The following is an 18,171-nucleotide window of genomic DNA, read 5'->3' as shown; positions in this document are numbered from 1 at the left end:
GCCATGACAATAACTCCACAACACCTGATTGCGCTGCTACCGCTGCTGATCGTCGGCTTGACGGTGGTGGTTGTGATGCTCTCCATTGCGTGGCGACGCAATCACTTCCTCAATGCCACGCTGTCGGTCATTGGGCTTAACGCCGCGCTGGTTTCGCTCTGGTTTGTTGGCCAGGCGGGCGCCATGGACGTCACCCCGCTGATGCGGGTTGACGGTTTCGCCATGCTCTACACCGGGCTGGTGCTACTGGCGAGTCTTGCCACCTGTACCTTCGCTTACCCGTGGCTGGAAGGCTACGATGACAACCGGGAAGAGTTCTACCTGTTGGTGCTGATTGCCGCACTTGGCGGTATTCTGCTGGCTAACGCTAACCATTTGGCGGCGCTGTTCCTTGGTATTGAGCTGATCTCTCTGCCGCTGTTTGGTCTGGTTGGCTATGCGTTCCGTCAGAAACGTTCGCTGGAAGCCAGTATCAAATACACCATTCTGTCTGCCGCAGCGTCTTCCTTCCTGCTGTTCGGTATGGCGCTGGTGTACGCGCAGTCTGGAAATCTGTCGTTTGTTGCACTCGGTAAGAGCCTCGGCGACGGCATGCTGCACGAACCGCTGCTGCTGGCTGGCTTCGGTCTGATGATTGTTGGCCTCGGCTTTAAGCTCTCGCTGGTTCCGTTCCACCTGTGGACCCCAGACGTATACCAGGGTGCTCCTGCTCCGGTTTCCACCTTCCTGGCGACGGCGAGCAAAATCGCTATCTTCGGCGTGGTGATGCGTCTGTTCCTGTACGCCCCGGTAGGGGATAGCGAAGCGGTACGTATCGTACTGGGCGTAATTGCCTTTGCTTCCATCATCTTCGGTAACCTGATGGCGCTGAGCCAGACCAATATTAAACGTCTGCTCGGTTACTCTTCTATCTCTCACCTCGGTTACCTGCTGGTGGCGCTGATTGCTCTGCAGAGCGGCGAGATGTCGATGGAAGCGGTTGGCGTTTACCTGGCCGGTTACCTGTTCAGCAGCCTCGGCGCGTTCGGTGTGGTCAGCCTGATGTCCAGCCCGTACCGCGGCCCGGATGCGGACTCTCTGTTCTCCTACCGTGGTCTGTTCTGGCATCGTCCGATCCTCGCGGCAGTGATGACGGTGATGATGCTGTCTCTGGCAGGTATCCCGATGACGCTGGGCTTTATCGGTAAGTTCTACGTACTGGCCGTCGGTGTGCAGGCTAACCTGTGGTGGCTGGTTGCCGCTGTGGTGGTCGGTTCCGCGATTGGTTTGTACTACTACCTGCGCGTTGCCGTGAGCCTGTACCTGAGCGCACCGCAACAGCTGAACCGTGATGCGCCGTCTAACTGGCAGTACAGCGCGGGCGGTATCGTAGTGCTGATTTCTGCCCTGCTGGTTCTGGTGCTGGGTATTTACCCACAACCGCTGATCAGCATTGTGCAGTTAGCGACTCCGCTGATGTAAACGAAATGCAGAGACGAAAAAACCCGCCTTGGCGGGTTTTTTTATGCGTGAAATACGGTCAGTTTAATAGCTGACGGCTCACCAGCGGACCGCTGATGCCTTTCGCTGTGCGATCCATCACTTCCTGGATCACTGAAGAAAGCTCATTGACTTCGAATTTGGCCACGTAGCCATCCGCTTTTACTCGGCGAACGTGATCTTCGTTCGCGCTACCGGAAAGCGAAGAGTGGATAACGACCGGGATTTTCTTCAGACGTTCGTCTGTTTTTATCTTACGGGTAAGCGTAAAACCGTCCATCTCCGGCATTTCGAGATCGGTGAGCACCAGGGCGATCTTCTCACTGATTGGCTTGCCCTCCGCCAGCGCTTCTGCGGAAAGCTGCTGTATTTTTTCCCATGCATCCTGGCCTGTTACATGCATCAGATGCGGGATCTCCATGGCGTTAAGCCCTTTTTCCAGCATGGCGCGGGCCACTTTGGAATCATCAGCCACAATCGCCACCGCACCCGGCGTGATGTTGAATTTATTGGTTTTAAGATCGGTTGCGCGCAGGTCGTGGTTCGCCGGTACGATGTCGTACAGGATCTGCTCAACGTCGAGCACCAGCGCCAGGTTGTTAGTCTCTTTGTTGTCGTCCAGGCAAGCGATACTGGTGATATAGCGACCATTAACGGCTTTCTCGGCGGTATGCACCTGTTGCCAGTCCAGGCGCATAATGTTTTCCACTGACTCCACAGCAAACGCCTGGACGCTGCGGGCATATTCTGTGATCAACAGGATGTTGAGTCCGGTCTCTGGCTTACAGCCCGCGACGGCGGGCAGGTCAATCACCGGGATCACCTGATCGCGAATATTAACCATACCCAGTAACGGGGCCTTCATACCCGCCGGACGCGTAAAGGTCGGCATCGGCACGATTTCACGTAGCTTGAATACGTTGATGCCAAACAGCTCTGATTTCTGCTCCTCAACAGATTTGCCGAGGCGAAACAGCAGCAGTTCAAAACGGTTAGACAGGGTTAGGTTTGTCCTGTCATCAATATCTTTCTGGAAATTGTTCATCCTGTCCTCAGTGTGAAAGCCAGCCTTTCCACTGTTATCGGCACTGAGGCGGAAAAATAGAGCGTTAAACGCTGAAAATGGCGAAATCGTGAGCCAGTGCCGTGTCTGGAAATATTGTTTTGCACTCTGCGAGTAAGCGCTGGCAGCCTTTTTCATCGTAGCGTGAGCTAACGTGGGTCATTATCAGACGTCCCACTCCGGCATCCAGCGCCAGCTGTGCGGCTTGTCGGGTTGAGCTGTGCCCGCGACTGTTTGCTTTTTCCTCCATTGACGCCTCCAGCGTGGTTTCGTGTACCATGACATCTACACCTCGAGCCAGTTCAATGGCGGACGCGCAGGGTCCTGTGTCACCGAAAATAGCGACTGATTTTCCCCTGGTGGGCGGGGAAAGAAAATCGGCACCGTTAATCGCTCGACCATCCTCCAGCACGATGGTTTTTCCGGCTTTCAAATCCTGAAACCACGGGCCCGCTTTAACGTCTGCCGCCTTCAGGGCATTGGCGTCAAGCGCACCCGGTTTGTCGTGCTCTTGAATGCGAAAACCGTAGCATTCCAGCGGATGCGCCAGCGGGTACGCCGTTACTTTTCGCAGGCCGTCATCCACAATCTCACCCGCGGTAATTTCCACAATATCCAGCGGATAATCGGTCCAGGAGCCGCTCAGACGCAATGCGGTTTCGGTAAACTCTCGCAACCCTTTTGGCCCGTAGAGCGTCAGAGGCTGGACATTGCCGGCCATTGAGCGACTGCACAGTAGCCCCGGTAAACCAAACAGGTGATCGCCGTGCAGATGGCTGATAAAAATACGATCGAGTTTTCCTGGATTGAAAGGCGTGGTGAGCATCTGATGCTGCGTCCCTTCGCCGCAATCAAAAAGCCACAGCCCCGCCTGAGTCGGGTGTTGCAGATTCAGTAAAATTGCCGTTACATTGCGTGAGCGCGTGGGGACTCCCGCAGACGTGCCTAAAAATAGTAATTCCATCTTTGCGTTACACTTTTCGCCATCAATAAGGCAGGGTGTTCAGGTTATCACAACATAGGGGCAGACAATGATTCACTGGCAAGATCTCCACCATGCAAAGCTGAGTACCCAACAACTGTACGCACTACTTCAGCTACGATGCGCGGTGTTTGTAGTTGAGCAACAGTGTCCGTACCAGGATGTGGATGGCGATGACCTGGCCGGAGAGAATCGGCATATTCTGGGCTGGCATAACGATGAGCTGGTGGCGTATGCGAGGATTCTGAAAAGCGATGACGAGCTGGAGCCGGTAGTGATTGGTCGGGTGATTGTAAGCGAAGCGCTGCGTGGTGAAAAACTGGGGCAACAGCTAATGGCCCAGACGCTGGCATCCTGCGTGCAACACTGGCCACACAAGGCGTTGTATCTGGGCGCGCAGGCGCATCTGCAATCGTTCTATGCGCGCTTTGGCTTTGTTCCGGTGACGGATATCTATGACGAAGATGGTATTCCACACGTCGGAATGGCGCGGGAAGCACATCAGGCGTAAACAGGCGCAATCAGTCCAGGTTGTCTATAGTTAGCGGGTACGTCAATAGAAAGGGAGAATATAATGTCTTTTCATTCTTATGAATCACGTATCGATGATGATCTGGAATTATTAAGCGAAACGCTGGAAGAGGTGCTGCGTTCTTCTGGCGACCCAGCAGATCAAAAATACCTTGAGTTAAAAGCGCGGGCAGAGCGGGCGTTAGAAGAGGTGAGAAATCGCGTCAGCCATGCTTCTGATAGCTACTATTACCGTGCGAAAAAAGCCGTTTGTCGGGCGGATGACTATGTGCACGAAAAACCCTGGCGCGGAATCGGCGTTGGCGCCACAGTCGGTTTAGTGATGGGATTATTGTTAGCGCGGCGATAAATTCCGTTCTGTCATCGCATTTGTACGTACTCCCTAACTGGGGGTACTGCTTTTTCTGCTCAGTACCCCGTATAATGAGAGGTTTTTAACAGGGAGAGGTCCGCGTGCATTCAATCACTACTGCGCTGGAAAGTCTGATGCGTCATTTATCGCAGGAGATGCCAGCAGCACCTGGAATTCGTATTTACGATATACCTTTCCCACTGAATGATGCGTTTGACGCTTTAGGATGGCTGGCCAGTCAACCCGTCTGGCCCCAGTTTTACTGGCAGCAGCGTAACGGCGATGAAGAAGCCGCCGTATTAGGGGCCGTCGCCGCATTTTCCTCGCTGGAATCAGCCCAGCAATTTTTACATCAGCATGATAATCATCCCGACCTGCGCATCTGGGGCCTGAATGCCTTTGAGCCTCAGCGTGGCAATTTACTGCTGCCGCGGCTGGAGTGGCGACGTTGCGCCGGAGTGGCGAGCTTACGCTTACATCTCTATAGCGACGTGTCGCTACGTGAAGACGCTGCACAAGCGATCGCCTTCATCTCATCGCTTGCTCCCGTAAAACCGCTCCCTGCATTGCGTTTGAATTTGACGGGAGAACAGCACTGGCCGGAGAAAGCTGGCTGGATAGACCTGATAAAACTCGCTACTCAAACGATCGCAGGAGAAGACCTCGATAAGGTCGTGCTGGCGCGGGCGACCGATTTACAGTTTTCTCAGTCGGTTAATGCCGCTGCCGTGATGGCTTCCAGCCGTCGCTTAAATCTGAACTGCTACCATTTCTTTATGGCATTCTCCGCCGACACCGCTTTTCTTGGCTCTTCTCCTGAACGTCTGTATCGACGACGTGATACGGCGCTGCGCACCGAGGCGCTGGCCGGAACTGTGGCCAATCACCCTGAGGATCATCGGGCCTGGCAATTGGGCGACTGGCTAATGAAAGATGACAAAAACCAGCGCGAGAATATGCTGGTGGTCGAAGATATTTGCCAGCGGCTACAAGGCTGTACGCAAACTCTCGATGTGCTGCCACCGCAGGTGCTCAGGCTGCGTAAAGTGCAGCACCTGCGCCGTTGCATCTGGACGGAACTGAATCAGGCCGACGATACGCTTTGCCTGATGCAGCTCCAGCCAACGGCGGCCGTTGCCGGTATTCCGCGTGAGCTGGCGCGTGAGTTCATCCAACAAAATGAACCCTTTGAACGCGAGTGGTATGCCGGTTCAGCGGGTTATCTTTCTTTGCGCCAAAGCGAGTTTTGTGTGTCATTGCGTTCGGCGAAAATTAGCGCAAACGTGGTACGCCTGTATGCCGGGGCAGGGATTGTACGTGGCTCAGATCCTGAGCAGGAATGGCAAGAAATAGACAATAAAGCGGCAGGGTTACGTACTTTATTACAGATGGAAGGATAGTGATTTCGTGTATATTTCCGATTCATATCAAAAATCCATTTATTCGATTCTCTATACTGTGTCGCAATATTGATACCGGACAATCTCATGTCAGTAAGCGCATTTAACCGACGCTGGGCGGCGGTCATTCTGGAAGCTCTCACTCGCCACGGCGTCAGGCATGTCTGCATTGCCCCTGGCTCTCGTTCTACACCGTTGACGCTGGCGGCAGCGGAAAACCCCGCATTCATCCACCACACCCATTTTGACGAGCGCGGTCTTGGGCATCTGGCTTTAGGTCTGGCAAAAGTCAGCCGGCAGCCTGTCGCCGTGATTGTGACGTCCGGTACCGCGGTGGCGAATTTATATCCCGCGTTGATTGAAGCGGGCCTGACCGGTGAAAAACTGATTTTACTTACGGCAGACCGACCGCCAGAGCTTATCGACTGTGGCGCGAACCAGGCGATTCGTCAGGCCGGAATGTTTGCCTCGCATCCATCGCAAACGCTCTCTTTACCGCGTCCGACTCAGGACATTCCGGCAAGCTGGCTGGTGTCCACTATTGATAATGCGTTAGCTGCCCTGCATAGCGGGGCGGTTCATATCAATTGCCCGTTTGCGGAACCGCTGTATGGCGATATGGACGAAACGGGGATTGCCTGGCAGCAGCGCCTCGGCGACTGGTGGCAGGACGATAAACCCTGGCTGCGAGAAGCGCGTCGGCTGGAAAGCGACAAACAGCGCGACTGGTTTTTCTGGCGACAAAAACGCGGCGTAGTCATTGCCGGTCGCATGAGCGCGGAAGAAGGTAAGAAGGTTGCGCAGTGGGCGCAGACATTAGGCTGGCCGCTGATTGGCGATGTTCTGTCGCAAACCGGACAACCGCTGCCGTGCGCCGACCTGTGGCTGGGAAATGCGAAAGCTGTAGCTGAATTGCAGCAGGCGCAGATTGTGGTGCAGCTTGGTAGCAGCCTGACCGGAAAACGTCTGCTGCAATGGCAGGCCAGCTGCGATCCGCAGGAATACTGGATTGTCGATAATATCGAAGGCCGCCTCGATCCGGCCCATCATCGCGGCCGCAGGTTGGTAGCGAAAGTTGGCGACTGGCTGGAGCTACATCCGGCGGAGAAACGTCAGCCCTGGTGTATTGAGATCCCTCGTCTGGCGCAACAGGCCTGGCAGGCGGTAGAAGCCCGTCGCGAGGCGTTTGGTGAAGCGCAACTAGCCCACCGTATCCGCGACTACTTGCCGGAGCAGGGCCAGCTGTTCGTGGGTAACAGTCTGGTGGTGCGCCTGATTGATGCGCTGTCGCAGCTTCCGGCTGGTTACCCGGTCTATAGCAACCGTGGCGCGAGCGGTATTGATGGCCTGCTGTCAACGGCAGCAGGCGTACAGCGTGCCAGCGCGAAATCGACGCTGGCGATTGTTGGCGATTTATCTGCATTGTATGACCTGAATGCGCTGGCGTTATTGCGTCAGGTTTCTGCACCGTTTGTCCTGATAGTGGTTAACAATAACGGCGGGCAGATTTTTTCCCTGCTGCCGACGCCAGCCAGCGAACGTGAACGGTTCTATCTGATGCCGCAGAACGTACATTTCGAGCATGCTGCCGCCATGTTTAACCTTAAATACCAGCGCCCGGAAAACTGGGAGCAGCTGGAGAGCGCGTTGACTAATGCCTGGCGTACTCCGGCAGCTACGGTGATTGAGCTGGTGGTGAACGAAACTGACGGGGCGCAAACCTTGCAGCAACTGCTGGCGAAGGTAAGTCACCTATGATCCTGCATGCGCAGGCGAAAGAGGGGCAGACGGGGTTTCCCTGGCTGGTTTTCCTGCACGGTTTCTCTGGTGATTGCCAGGAATGGCAGACGGTCGGCGAAGCGTTTCAGGATTATTCGCGGCTATACATCGACCTGCCGGGACACGGTGGCTCCGCTGACATCAGCGTGAGCGGGTTCGATGATGTCAGCGTTTTGCTGCGTAATACTCTACTTAGTTACAACATACTTAACTACTGGCTGGTGGGATACTCTCTTGGCGGCAGAGTCGCGATGATGGCGGCCTGTCAGGAGATGCCAGGGCTGTGTGGTCTGGTGATTGAAGGTGGACATCCCGGCTTGCAAAGCGAAGAGGCGCGCGAGCAACGCCGTCTCTCGGATGGCCGCTGGGCCGCGCGTTTTCGCGCAGAGCCGCTACGTGAGGTGTTTCATGACTGGTATCAACAGCCCGTATTTTCCTCGCTGAACGCGGCACAAAGAGAGGCGCTGGTCGCTCTGCGTAGCCAGAATAATGGACAAACGCTGGCGGCAATGCTGGAGGCCACCTCGCTTGCCGTACAACCTGATTTACGTGCGCAACTCACGACGCGCACATTTCCGTTTTATTATTTATGTGGTGAACGTGACGATAAATTCCGCGCTCTGGCGGCGGAAATATCAGTACCAAACCATGTGATTCGTAATGCCGGACACAACGCGCATCGGGACAACCCCGCGGGCGTGGTGGACTGTCTGGCTCAGATTCTGCGTCGCTGACTATAGGACATTTTATGATCTATCCTGATGAAACAATGCTTTACGCACCGGTAGAATGGCACGATTGCTCTGAAGGCTATACCGACATTCTTTATGAGAAATCCACCGATGGTATCGCAAAAATCACCATTAATCGTCCGCAGGTACGCAATGCTTTCCGTCCTGTTACCGTGAAAGAGATGATCCAGGCGCTGGCGGATGCCCGCTATGATGACAACATCGGCGTCATTATTCTGACTGGTGCTGGCGACAAAGCGTTCTGCGCAGGTGGCGATCAGAAAGTGCGTGGTGACTACGGCGGATACCAGGATGACTCCGGTGTGCATCACCTGAACGTACTGGACTTCCAGCGCCAGATTCGTACCTGTCCGAAACCGGTAGTAGCGATGGTTGCTGGTTTCTCCATTGGCGGTGGCCATGTACTGCACATGATGTGTGACCTGACCATTGCGGCTGAAAACGCTATTTTCGGTCAGACCGGCCCGAAAGTCGGTTCCTTCGACGGCGGTTGGGGCGCTTCCTACATGGCGCGCATCGTCGGTCAGAAAAAAGCGCGTGAAATCTGGTTCCTGTGCCGTCAGTACGATGCGAAACAGGCGCTGGATATGGGCCTGGTCAACACCGTGGTTCCGCTGGCGGATCTGGAAAAAGAGACCGTACGCTGGTGTCGCGAAATGCTGCAAAACAGCCCAATGGCGCTGCGCTGCCTGAAAGCCGCACTGAACGCCGACTGTGATGGTCAGGCAGGTCTGCAGGAGTTGGCTGGTAACGCCACTATGCTGTTCTACATGACGGAAGAAGGTCAGGAAGGCCGTAACGCCTTTAACCAAAAACGTCAGCCTGATTTCAGCAAATTCAAACGGAATCCGTAATGCGTAGCGCGCAGGTATACCGCTGGCAGATCCCCATGGACGCGGGGGTGATTCTGCGCGACAGGCGGTTAAAAACGCGTGACGGGTTGTACGTTTGTCTTCGTGACGGTGAGCGCGAAGGGTGGGGAGAGATCTCCCCGCTGCCGGGCTTCAGTCAGGAAAGCTGGGAAGAGGCGCAAACCGAGCTGCTGGCCTGGGTGAAAGGCTGGCTGCAAGGGGATGACTCCTTACCGCAACTGCCTTCGGTCGCCTTTGGCGTAAGCTGTGCGCTGGCCGAACTGACTGGCGTATTGCCACAGGACGCGGACTATCGTGCTGCGCCGCTGTGCACGGGCGATCCTGACGATCTGGTGCTACAACTGGCGGACATGCCGGGCGAAAAAGTGGCGAAGATCAAGGTCGGTCTGTATGAAGCGGTCCGCGACGGCATGGTAGCCAATCTGCTGCTTGAGGCGATCCCGGAGCTGCATTTGCGACTTGACGCCAACCGGGCCTGGACGCCGTTGAAAGCTCAGCAGTTCGCGAAATACGTTAATCCGGAGTATCGCGGACGCATTGCCTTCCTCGAAGAACCGTGCAAAACCCGCGACGACTCCCGTGCCTTCGCGCGTGAAACCGGCATTGCCATCGCCTGGGATGAAAGCCTGCGTGAAGCGGATTTCACCTTCGAAGCCGAAGAAGGCGTCAAGGCCGTTGTTATCAAACCTACGCTGACCGGCAGTCTCGATAAAGTCCGTGAACAGGTGGCTGCGGCACATGCGCTTGGTCTTACTGCCGTTATCAGTTCGTCAATCGAGTCTAGTCTGGGCTTAACCCAGCTGGCGCGAATTGCCGCATGGTTAACGCCGCAGACCATTCCGGGTCTGGATACCCTGAGCCTGATGCAGTGCCAGCAGGTTCGCACCTGGCCGGGTAGCACGTTGCCGTGTATCGACGTTGATGCGCTGGAACGTCTGCTATGACCCAGCAGGAAAGGTCCGATAGCGTGAGCTTATCGGGCTTGGTACAACCGGGTGACTGGCCGTGGCGTCACTGGCGACAGGTTCGTGCGAAGGTGCCAGCCTTACGCCTCAACGATGAGGTATTAAGCTGGAGCGATCTCTGCGCTCGCATCGATCATCTGGCCTGCGGTTTTGCCGCTCAGGGCGTGGAAGAGGGCGATGGTGTTCTGCTTCGCGCGTGGAATCATCCGCGCGCTTTGCTGGCCTGGCTCGCGCTGCTGCAATGTGGGGCGCGGGTTTTACCTGTGAACCCACAGTTGCCTCAGCCGCTGCTTGATGCGCTGATCCCGGACTTAACGCTACGTTTTGCGCTGGATCTGGAGGCCGCTATCGCACTTCCGGAACTCAGCCCGTTGCAGATGCAGCCATTGCCAGGCGATCACGCCGCAGCGTGGTTGCCTGAACGTTTGAGCACGATGACGTTAACTTCAGGTTCTACCGGATTGCCAAAAGCGGCTGTTCATACCTGTCAGGCGCATCTGGCAAGCGCGCAGGGCGTCCTGTCATTAATGCCGTTTGGTGCTGAGGATGACTGGCTGCTCTCGCTGCCGCTGTTTCATGTTTCCGGCCAGGGTATTTTGTGGCGCTGGTTGTTCGCCGGAGCGCGAATGACCGTGCGCGACAAGCAGCCGCTGGAGCAAATGCTGGCTGGATGTACCCACGCTTCACTGGTGCCCACGCAGCTGTGGCGCTTGCTGGTCAACAACACGCCAGTCACGCTCAAAGCGGTACTGCTGGGCGGCGCTGCAATTCCTGTTGAATTGACGGAGCAAGCGCGCGAGCAAGGGATTCGTTGCTGGTGCGGTTACGGATTAACGGAGTTTGCTTCTACGGTCTGTGCGAAAGAGGCGGATGGTCTGGCAGATGTGGGTTCCCCTCTGGCAGGCAGAGAAGTCAGAATCGTTGATGATGAAGTCTGGCTACGGGCTGCCAGCATGGCGCAAGGTTACTGGCGTAACGGACAGCTTATTCCTTTAGTGAACGCGGAAGGCTGGTTTGCAACCCGCGATCGCGGCATGCTAAAGGACGGCAAGTTAACGATTGTCGGTCGTATGGATAATCTGTTTTTTAGCGGCGGGGAAGGTATACAGCCGGAAGAAGTGGAACGCGTGATTGCAGCGCATCCGCATGTTCTACAAGCCTTTATTGTGCCGATAGAAGACAAAGAGTTTGGCCATCGCCCGGTGGCGGTCATTGAGTATGACGCTAATGCTGGAGAAACTAATCTCGCAGTGTGGGTAAAAGATAAGCTGGCCCGCTTTCAGCAGCCGGTATGTTGGCTAACATTGCCGCCCGAGCTCAAAGCTGGAGGAATTAAAATTTCGCGCCGTGCGTTATTGGATTGGGTAAGCGCTTCATCATTAACATTAAGAAAACATTAACAGTATTTCTCGTTTTTGTCATTCCGCAGCTATTGTCTTTTTGTTTACCTGCTAAAGTGTAACCTATTGTGAAATTTATTAACAAAAGGTGCGCTATGGAATGGCATGTGAAGAAGTCTTGCTGTCACAAAAAAGCAGGGAAGCTCTATATCGTACTTTGCGATAGCGGTGGTTCGCTAAAGATGCTTGCTGAGGCGCAATCTTCCGAGCGGGTTAAGCCCGGCGATCTCCTTTCACCGCTGAAGGATGCACAGTATTGTATTAACCGCGATAAATCCCGGGTCATTAAGGTAATTGATGCCAGACAGTACATCTGTGATGAATGGGAACGTCTGTTACGACAGTCTGAAGATAAGTAATCTCAGGGTTGGTGTTTGCGTGAAGGCAGAAAAATCGTCATTAGCCCTGCCATGATGCACAGTACCCCTGCCAGCGCTTTCACTGAAAATGTTCCCTGCCAGCCGGGCAGGATCATTGAGGCAACCCACACCAGCACATAGCTCAGGCTGAGTAGGGCATAGGCTTTGCTCAGCGCGAGTTGGTGTAGGGCTTTATGCCAGCAAATCACTGACAGTAAATACCCTGTCAATCCGGCATATAAAGCAAACGCTCCGATACTGACAGAGAATACGGCAGAGATGAACGCCAGCGGCTGCAGCATTGGCGGCAGATTATCCATCGCAAAGCCGAGGCTCAACTGGGCGATGGAGGTGATCATCACGCTACATAATCCCCAAAATACGCCCATTACACTGCACTCCCAAGAATAAATATGCCGGTAATGATCAGCCCAACGCCCAGCCAGTGGCGGGTTGTTACGGGTTCGCGCCAGATTTTCCATGCGGCGAGAGTAACCCAGACAAAGTTAAGGCTCAGCATGGGATAGGCAATACCGACAGGAATGTTTTGTAAAACCGCCAGCCATAGCAGCATGGCCAGGCCGAGGCTTGCCAGAGCAAGCCCAATCCATTGCGTAATGTAGCGTTTTCGCGCACGAACAGACACCGGTCGGGTCGCCTGCTTCTGGCATAGCTGGCCGCAGACGCTGAGCAGGCTGGCGAGGACTAAGGCTATCCAGATCATTTGGGCCGATACTGAATCAGGACCAGACGCCCCTGATTATCAATGTAGTCAGCGGGAGGGATGGCAAGTTGATTAATATCTTCATTCTTATCAATCGAGAGCACGAGCGTAATGTTTCCTTGCTGTCGATGTTGCGCTAACCAGTCGGCAAAGCCTTCCCGGCTGACAAAGCGACCCTGGGCATCCGGGTAGTTGAGGCCATATTTTAACTCGCCCGTTTGTCCGTACATCATGATGTCGTCGCGCTTCAGGCTCCAGGCCAGTCCCGCAGCGACGCCAACGCTGTCGGTGAGAATATAACGGCTCGGCTCCAGCGATTCTTTGGTCATCTCGACAAAAAACTGCGGCTGTTTAGATTCCATCACCCGGTCAGGAATGGAGAAGCCAAATAACAGCGCCAGCCCTAATGGGCATAGTGCTGCGAATTTCCAGTTCTTCTCGCGGTTATTTAGCGTATACCAGCCAAAAAGCGTCCAGATGATAAAGATGCCCCAGGCACAAAAAACCTTATACGTTTCGATATGCGACCAGACTGGCGTCTTCAATGGACCCAGCGTGGAAACAATAAACGTGGCGACGATGCCGACGATGCCGAACAGCACGTTGATCCAACCATTCACGCGCAGCGCGGTCGAGCCTTTTTCCGCAGCCTGCAGGCCGAAGCGCGCCGTTAATATCGCCAGCGGCGCGAAGCAGGAAAGAATATAGGTCGGCAGTTTTCCTTTCGCGATGCTGAAAAACAGGATTGGCATAATAATCCAGCTTAACAGGTACAGAGCACTGCGCGGAACATCCCGCTCACGCCAGCCCGTACGCAGCGCGCCGGGGAGTAGCCCGAGCCACGGTAATGTGCCTGCCACAAATATCGGGATGTAGTACCAGATAGGAGCCTTATGCTGGGCATCATCCTGCGCAAAGCGCTGAATATGTTCAACCCAGAAGAAGTAATGCCAGAAATCCGGCTCGCGTTGCGCAATCGCTATACCCCACGGTAGTACGATCGCGATGCAGCCGATCACCGCCAGCAGACCGTAGAGAATGAGGTCTTTCCAACGCTTTTGTGCAAAAACCCATGGTAATACGCTAAGCACAGGGACGGCGAGTGCCAGAAAACCTTTGGTCATTACACCCATACCGCAGGTCAGACCAAGCAGCAAAAAAGCGATGATTTTGCGTGTTCTGGTGGTGGCCTGCATGCCTTCCCAAAAACAGCACATGCCCGCCATCAGCCAAAGCGCAATGATGGGATCAAGTACCGCGTAGGTGCCGATGCTGTAAACCGAAAAAAACGTTAAAAAGATAGCGGAGGAGAGTACGGCGGTACGCTTATCCTGCCACAGTCGCATGGCAAGCCAGGCTACCAGTAGCGCCGTCATCAAAGTGGCAAAAATAGCCCCCGCTCTGACGCCAAAATTATTGGCGCCAAACAACCATTGTCCGATGCTGTTCAACCAGTATCCGGCAATTGGTTTTTCAAAATAACGCAGCCCTAAAAAGTGTGGAACGATCCAGTCACCAGAGTTGAGCATTTCCCGGCTGATTTCAGCATAGCGCGTTTCATCAGGCTGCCAGAGCATACGGCTGTTGATAGGTAAAATAAAATACAGTGCGATTAAAGCGATAAATGCCAGAGTGTAGCGGGCAGCAGATTTCATTGTGTCACACTCAACGGTTGTTGGCAGCCGAGCCATCCCTCTCTGCCGGGTATTTTTCCACGTACGATCTGTCCTAACGGCAGTGTACTGATGTCGTCAGGTAACAGCTCGCCAAGCGGGCAGAATGTCATCCCCATGTCCGCGGCGCGAGTAAGCAGCTCGTCAAAATTCTGATGAAAGGCGATGCCTTCAACTTCCGCATGAATGGTGTACACCGGTGTTCCTCTGCTCATCTGGATGTGGGAGAGGATATAAGAGTTGAAGTCCACCGCCTGGACCTCCTGACCAACCACCTCATCCCATGTTGGTAGGGTGACGGGAATTTGTGGCGTCCCCGTTTTCCCGGATTCCAGCACCGGACGAAATAACGACGTTCCCCGACAGTCACTGTTATAGCGCAGATGGAATGCTTCTTTGGCATGGACGACACGGTTGTCGGCACGCCATCCGGCAACGGCAGAGCAGGAGACTGGCTGACCGATGATGGCTTCAAGTGCGGTGATGCCTTGCGAAATATCATCAATCAGCTGTTTGTCATTCCAGTTTCCGCTTCGTGCCTGCCAGGCGTGATGATCCCAGGCATGCAAACCGGTTTCATGAATCTGGGCGGTTTGTGCAATGATTGCCGCGTTGGCCTGGCCAATCTCTTTTCCCGGCCATGCGGTTCCCGCCAATAAAATATCCCATCCGTAGAGCGATGCTGCGTTTGAACGCAGCATTTTCCACAGAAATTGCGGCTTCACAAGACGCCAGAGATGGCGCCCCATGTTGTCAGGCCCAACGCTAAAGAAAAAACTTGCCCGAACGTTATGTCGGTTTAATGTCTCCAGCAGGCGGGGCACGCCTTCGCGCGTCCCCCTGAATGTATCGACATCAATACGCAAGCCTACTTTGGTCATGATGTGTGTTCCGTGATATCCACACTGCGTAAGAAGAAGTCCAGCGTCTCTTCTACCGTTTCCTGCATCTCAATGGTCGGTTCCCAGTTCAGGCAGCGTTTTGCATTGCGAATGTTAGGCTTACGATGCTCAACGTCTTGATAACCTTTACCGTAGTAGCTGCTGCTTTCGACGTCACGGAAACCGGCAAACGGCGGGAAGTGGTTACGCAACGGATGTTTTTCAAAGCAGGAAAGCAGCATTTCTGCCAGTTCCTGAATACTTGCTTCGTTCTGCGGATTACCGATGTTGATAATCTCACCGTCACAGCGGCCGCCTTCGTTTTCAATGATGCGGTACAGAGCTTCGATACCATCACGAATGTCGGTAAAGCAGCGTTTTTGCTTACCGCCTTCAATCAGCTTAATCGGTGAACCTTCCACGAGGTTGAGGATCAGCTGTGTAATGGCGCGTGAGCTGCCGATACGCGCGGCGTTAAGGCTGTCCAGACGCGGTCCCATCCAGTTAAACGGGCGGAACAGGGTGAAGCGCAATCCCTCTTTTTCGCCGTACGCCCAGATAACACGGTCCAGTAACTGCTTGGATACGGAGTAGATCCAGCGTGGTTTATTGACCGGACCGACGATCAGATTCGAACTGTCTTCATCAAAGACTTTGTCGGTACACATGCCGTAGACTTCGGAGGTTGACGGGAAAATGATGCGCTTGCGGTATTTCACGCAGTAACGAATGATTTTCAGGTTTTCTTCAAAATCGAGCTCAAATACGCGCAGCGGGTTGCGGGTATATTCGATAGGCGTTGCGATCGCCACCAGCGGCAGCACAACGTCGCATTTTTTCACATGATATTCAATCCATTCGGAGTGAATACTGATATCACCTTCGACGAAATGGAATCGCGGATGTTGCAGGAAACGCCCAATGGCGTCGCTGCCAATATCGAGTCCATACACTTCGTAATTATCTTCTTGTAGCAGGCGCTCGGTCAGATGGTTACCAATGAAGCCGTTAACGCCGAGGATCAGTACGCGAGTACGGCGTTTGCTGGTGGTCACTGACTGGCTGTTCAGGCGAGAACCTGGCACCAGACCCAGAACTTGCGCCAGTTGTGAACCCTGCATTGCAATACCATCGCCAGCTTGTCCGGTAATAATCTCCAGTGCACCATCGACACAGGCGATCAGTAAAGGAGACACGGAGATGACGGTGCCCGGCTGGGCCGCAATGTCGTTTGTGCAAACGCGCGATGACCAGACGGTGAACTTTTGTGTGCCAACATAGCTAAATGCGCCCGGCCACGGATCGCTGACGGCGCGGACCTGGTTATGTAACTCCGCGGCAGCTTTGTACCAGTCGAGGAAGCTATCTTCCGGCGTACGGCGACCAAAACAGGTCGCCTCTGCTTCCTGTTGGGGGAGTTCTGCATAATCTCCTGTTTTAATCGCGGGCAGCGCCTCTTCCAGCAGGTGACGCGCTGCCTGGCACAGCTTATGGTGCAGCGTTAACGCCACATCATCTGGTGAAATAGCAACGCGCTGCTGGGCAACAATGGCACCGGCATCCGCGCGTTTGACCATGCGGTGAAGCGTGACGCCGGTTTCGGTTTCGCCATTGACCAATACCCAGTTCAGCGGGGCGCGACCACGGTATTTCGGCAGCAGCGAGCCGTGCAGATTAAATGCGCCCTTAGGGGCAAGACTGAGGATCTCATCACTCAGTAAATGGCGATAGTAGAATGAGAAGATAACATCCGGCGCCAGTTGGCTAATGCGCTCAACCCACAGGGGATGATTAACCTCGTCTGGGGCGTAAACCGGAATACCGGCGCTGGCCGCGAGGCGGGAAACAGATCCAAAAAACGCTTTTTCACCCGGATTGTCTGTGTGCGTAAAAATGGTAGCGATTTCATAACCTGCATCCAACAAGGCCTGGACACCCTGACATCCCATATCGTGATAGGCAAATACGACGGCTTTCATGCGCGGTTTTCCTCGGTTGACTGCGTGGTTTGTGGGCGAATAACGTGTTGAACAAAATAGCGGGGGCGGGCGCGGACATCGTTATAGATGCGACCGATATATTCGCCGAGTAAACCCATGCCAATAAACTGTGCGCCGATAAAGGTAAACAGAACGGCAAACAGCATGAATACCCCTTCCGCGGCCCACTGTGGGCCGAGCGTCAGGCGCAGAACAACAAGCAGGACGGATAAGGTAAAGCCGGTGGCGGCAATCACGCTGCCCAACAGGCTCAGCATGCGAAGCGGCGTGGTGGTAAGGCAAGTCACCAGGTCATACATCAGGTTGATCAGACGCATGAAGCTGTATTTGGAGTCACCAAATTCACGCTCTGCATGATGTACCGGGATCTCCGTGGCGCGACGGGCAAAAATGTTGGCCAGAATAGGGATAAAGGTGCTGCGCTCCTGGCAATGCAGCATGGCATCGACGATGTGACGGCGATAGGCGCGTAGCATGCAGCCGTAATCACCCATTGCTTTGCCGGTGGTGCGCTGTATCAGATGGTTGATCATTCGTGAGGCGGTCTTACGAAATACGCTGTCCTGACGGTTCTGGCGTACCGTGCCTACCACATCGAAGCCTTCATCTGCGGTGGCGACCAACCGTGGGATCTCCTCCGGCGGGTTTTGCAAATCGGCATCCAGCGTGATGATCAAGTCTCCGGTGACATGGCTGAAACCGGCCATAATCGCCGAGTGCTGTCCGTAATTACGATTCAGTAAAATAGAGACAATATGGCTGTTCGGTGCCTGAGAGGCGTCCATCATCAACTGAGCGGAACGGTCGCTGCTGCCGTCGTCGATGAGCAGAATTTCATAGTCTTTGCCCAATTTCTCGCAGGTGGCGCTGGTGCGTCTGATTAACTCTGGCAGGCTTTCCTGTTCATTAAAAACGGGAATGACCACCGAGACTTTTTTGATTGGTGCAGCTTCAAACAT

At 54.4% G+C, this 18,171-nt stretch carries 18 protein-coding genes; 10 read left to right on the top strand and 8 right to left on the bottom strand.

All coding sequences use genetic code 11. From position 1 onward, the window contains the following. Positions 1 to 3 precede the first annotated feature (3 nt). Positions 4 to 1,461, top strand: a complete 1,458-nt coding sequence (nuoN, locus tag OGY72_RS11150; protein WP_003027689.1) for an NADH-quinone oxidoreductase subunit NuoN — start codon at positions 4 to 6, stop codon at positions 1,459 to 1,461. A 58-nt stretch (positions 1,462 to 1,519) separates the two neighbouring features. Here nuoN and OGY72_RS11145 read toward each other — a convergent pair whose 3' ends face one another. Both OGY72_RS11145 and rbn read right to left on the bottom strand, forming a co-directional pair. After that, positions 1,520 to 2,524 (bottom strand): chemotaxis protein, encoded by a 1,005-nt coding sequence (locus OGY72_RS11145; protein ID WP_003839364.1) that lies wholly within the window; start codon positions 2,522 to 2,524, stop codon positions 1,520 to 1,522. A 64-nt stretch (positions 2,525 to 2,588) separates the two neighbouring features. Then, a complete protein-coding gene (rbn, locus tag OGY72_RS11140) occupies positions 2,589 to 3,506 on the bottom strand; it encodes a ribonuclease BN (protein WP_126317645.1) in 918 nt (305 codons plus the stop codon). Between the two features lie 67 nt (positions 3,507 to 3,573). Between rbn and OGY72_RS11135 the strand changes: the two genes are divergently transcribed. The 9 genes from OGY72_RS11135 to pmrD all read left to right on the top strand — a co-directional run bounded on the left by OGY72_RS11135 (position 3,574) and on the right by pmrD (position 11,934). Next, positions 3,574 to 4,035: a GNAT family N-acetyltransferase gene (locus OGY72_RS11135; RefSeq protein ID WP_003834735.1), complete on the top strand. Its 462-nt coding sequence runs from the start codon at positions 3,574 to 3,576 to the stop codon at positions 4,033 to 4,035. Positions 4,036 to 4,098: 63 nt separating this feature from the next. After that, positions 4,099 to 4,404 carry a stress response protein ElaB gene (gene elaB / locus OGY72_RS11130; RefSeq protein WP_003027683.1) on the top strand — a complete coding sequence of 102 codons (306 nt, stop codon included), beginning with the start codon at positions 4,099 to 4,101 and terminating at the stop codon, positions 4,402 to 4,404. Between the two features lie 104 nt (positions 4,405 to 4,508). Next, positions 4,509 to 5,807, top strand: coding sequence for an isochorismate synthase MenF (gene menF, locus OGY72_RS11125; RefSeq protein WP_057066387.1), 1,299 nt, complete (start codon positions 4,509 to 4,511; stop codon positions 5,805 to 5,807). 87 nt (positions 5,808 to 5,894) lie between these two features. Then, positions 5,895 to 7,565 (top strand): 2-succinyl-5-enolpyruvyl-6-hydroxy-3-cyclohexene-1-carboxylic-acid synthase, encoded by a 1,671-nt coding sequence (gene menD, locus OGY72_RS11120; RefSeq protein ID WP_003834726.1) that lies wholly within the window; start codon positions 5,895 to 5,897, stop codon positions 7,563 to 7,565. Beyond that, on the top strand, positions 7,562 to 8,320 hold the full coding sequence (menH, locus tag OGY72_RS11115; protein ID WP_286547771.1) for a 2-succinyl-6-hydroxy-2,4-cyclohexadiene-1-carboxylate synthase: 759 nt from the start codon (positions 7,562 to 7,564) through the stop codon (positions 8,318 to 8,320). Before menD ends, menH begins: the two co-directional genes overlap by 4 nt. A 14-nt stretch (positions 8,321 to 8,334) precedes the next feature. After that, positions 8,335 to 9,192 (top strand): 1,4-dihydroxy-2-naphthoyl-CoA synthase, encoded by an 858-nt coding sequence (gene menB, locus OGY72_RS11110; protein WP_003027671.1) that lies wholly within the window; start codon positions 8,335 to 8,337, stop codon positions 9,190 to 9,192. Then, positions 9,192 to 10,154, top strand: coding sequence for an o-succinylbenzoate synthase (gene menC, locus OGY72_RS11105; RefSeq protein WP_125112629.1), 963 nt, complete (start codon positions 9,192 to 9,194; stop codon positions 10,152 to 10,154). The genes menB and menC overlap by 1 nt, the downstream gene beginning before the upstream one ends. Beyond that, the gene (menE, locus tag OGY72_RS11100) at positions 10,151 to 11,575 is read left to right on the top strand and encodes an o-succinylbenzoate--CoA ligase (RefSeq protein ID WP_286547770.1); all 1,425 of its coding nucleotides are present in this window, start codon (positions 10,151 to 10,153) and stop codon (positions 11,573 to 11,575) included. The genes menC and menE overlap by 4 nt, the downstream gene beginning before the upstream one ends. A gap of 95 nt (positions 11,576 to 11,670) precedes the next feature. Then, positions 11,671 to 11,934 carry a signal transduction protein PmrD gene (gene pmrD / locus OGY72_RS11095; protein ID WP_003834715.1) on the top strand — a complete coding sequence of 88 codons (264 nt, stop codon included), beginning with the start codon at positions 11,671 to 11,673 and terminating at the stop codon, positions 11,932 to 11,934. A 2-nt stretch (positions 11,935 to 11,936) separates the two neighbouring features. Here the strand turns inward: pmrD and arnF are convergent, their stop codons facing one another. Genes arnF through arnC form a run of 6 tightly spaced genes read right to left on the bottom strand, consistent with a single transcriptional unit; the run spans position 11,937 to position 18,171 of the window. Further along, positions 11,937 to 12,323, bottom strand: coding sequence for a 4-amino-4-deoxy-L-arabinose-phosphoundecaprenol flippase subunit ArnF (gene arnF / locus OGY72_RS11090; protein WP_003834713.1), 387 nt, complete (start codon positions 12,321 to 12,323; stop codon positions 11,937 to 11,939). Beyond that, a complete protein-coding gene (gene arnE / locus OGY72_RS11085; RefSeq protein ID WP_003834709.1) occupies positions 12,323 to 12,658 on the bottom strand; it encodes a 4-amino-4-deoxy-L-arabinose-phosphoundecaprenol flippase subunit ArnE in 336 nt (111 codons plus the stop codon). The genes arnF and arnE overlap by 1 nt, the downstream gene beginning before the upstream one ends. Then, complete coding sequence (gene arnT / locus OGY72_RS11080; protein WP_125112628.1) at positions 12,655 to 14,313, bottom strand: lipid IV(A) 4-amino-4-deoxy-L-arabinosyltransferase; 1,659 nt, start codon at positions 14,311 to 14,313, stop codon at positions 12,655 to 12,657. The genes arnE and arnT overlap by 4 nt, the downstream gene beginning before the upstream one ends. Beyond that, entirely contained in the window at positions 14,310 to 15,212 is a 903-nt protein-coding gene (gene arnD / locus OGY72_RS11075; RefSeq protein ID WP_125112627.1) for a 4-deoxy-4-formamido-L-arabinose-phosphoundecaprenol deformylase, read from the bottom strand. Before arnD ends, arnT begins: the two co-directional genes overlap by 4 nt. After that, positions 15,209 to 17,191, bottom strand: a complete 1,983-nt coding sequence (gene arnA, locus OGY72_RS11070; protein WP_148361709.1) for a bifunctional UDP-4-amino-4-deoxy-L-arabinose formyltransferase/UDP-glucuronic acid oxidase ArnA — start codon at positions 17,189 to 17,191, stop codon at positions 15,209 to 15,211. Before arnA ends, arnD begins: the two co-directional genes overlap by 4 nt. Further along, positions 17,188 to 18,171, bottom strand: a complete 984-nt coding sequence (gene arnC / locus OGY72_RS11065; protein WP_003834699.1) for an undecaprenyl-phosphate 4-deoxy-4-formamido-L-arabinose transferase — start codon at positions 18,169 to 18,171, stop codon at positions 17,188 to 17,190. The genes arnA and arnC overlap by 4 nt, the downstream gene beginning before the upstream one ends.

It is taken from the genome of Citrobacter sp. Cpo221 (genome assembly GCF_030332345.1).
In the GTDB taxonomy this organism is placed as follows: domain Bacteria; phylum Pseudomonadota; class Gammaproteobacteria; order Enterobacterales; family Enterobacteriaceae; genus Citrobacter; species Citrobacter portucalensis.
This window is presented reverse-complemented; position numbering and strand designations above follow the sequence as displayed.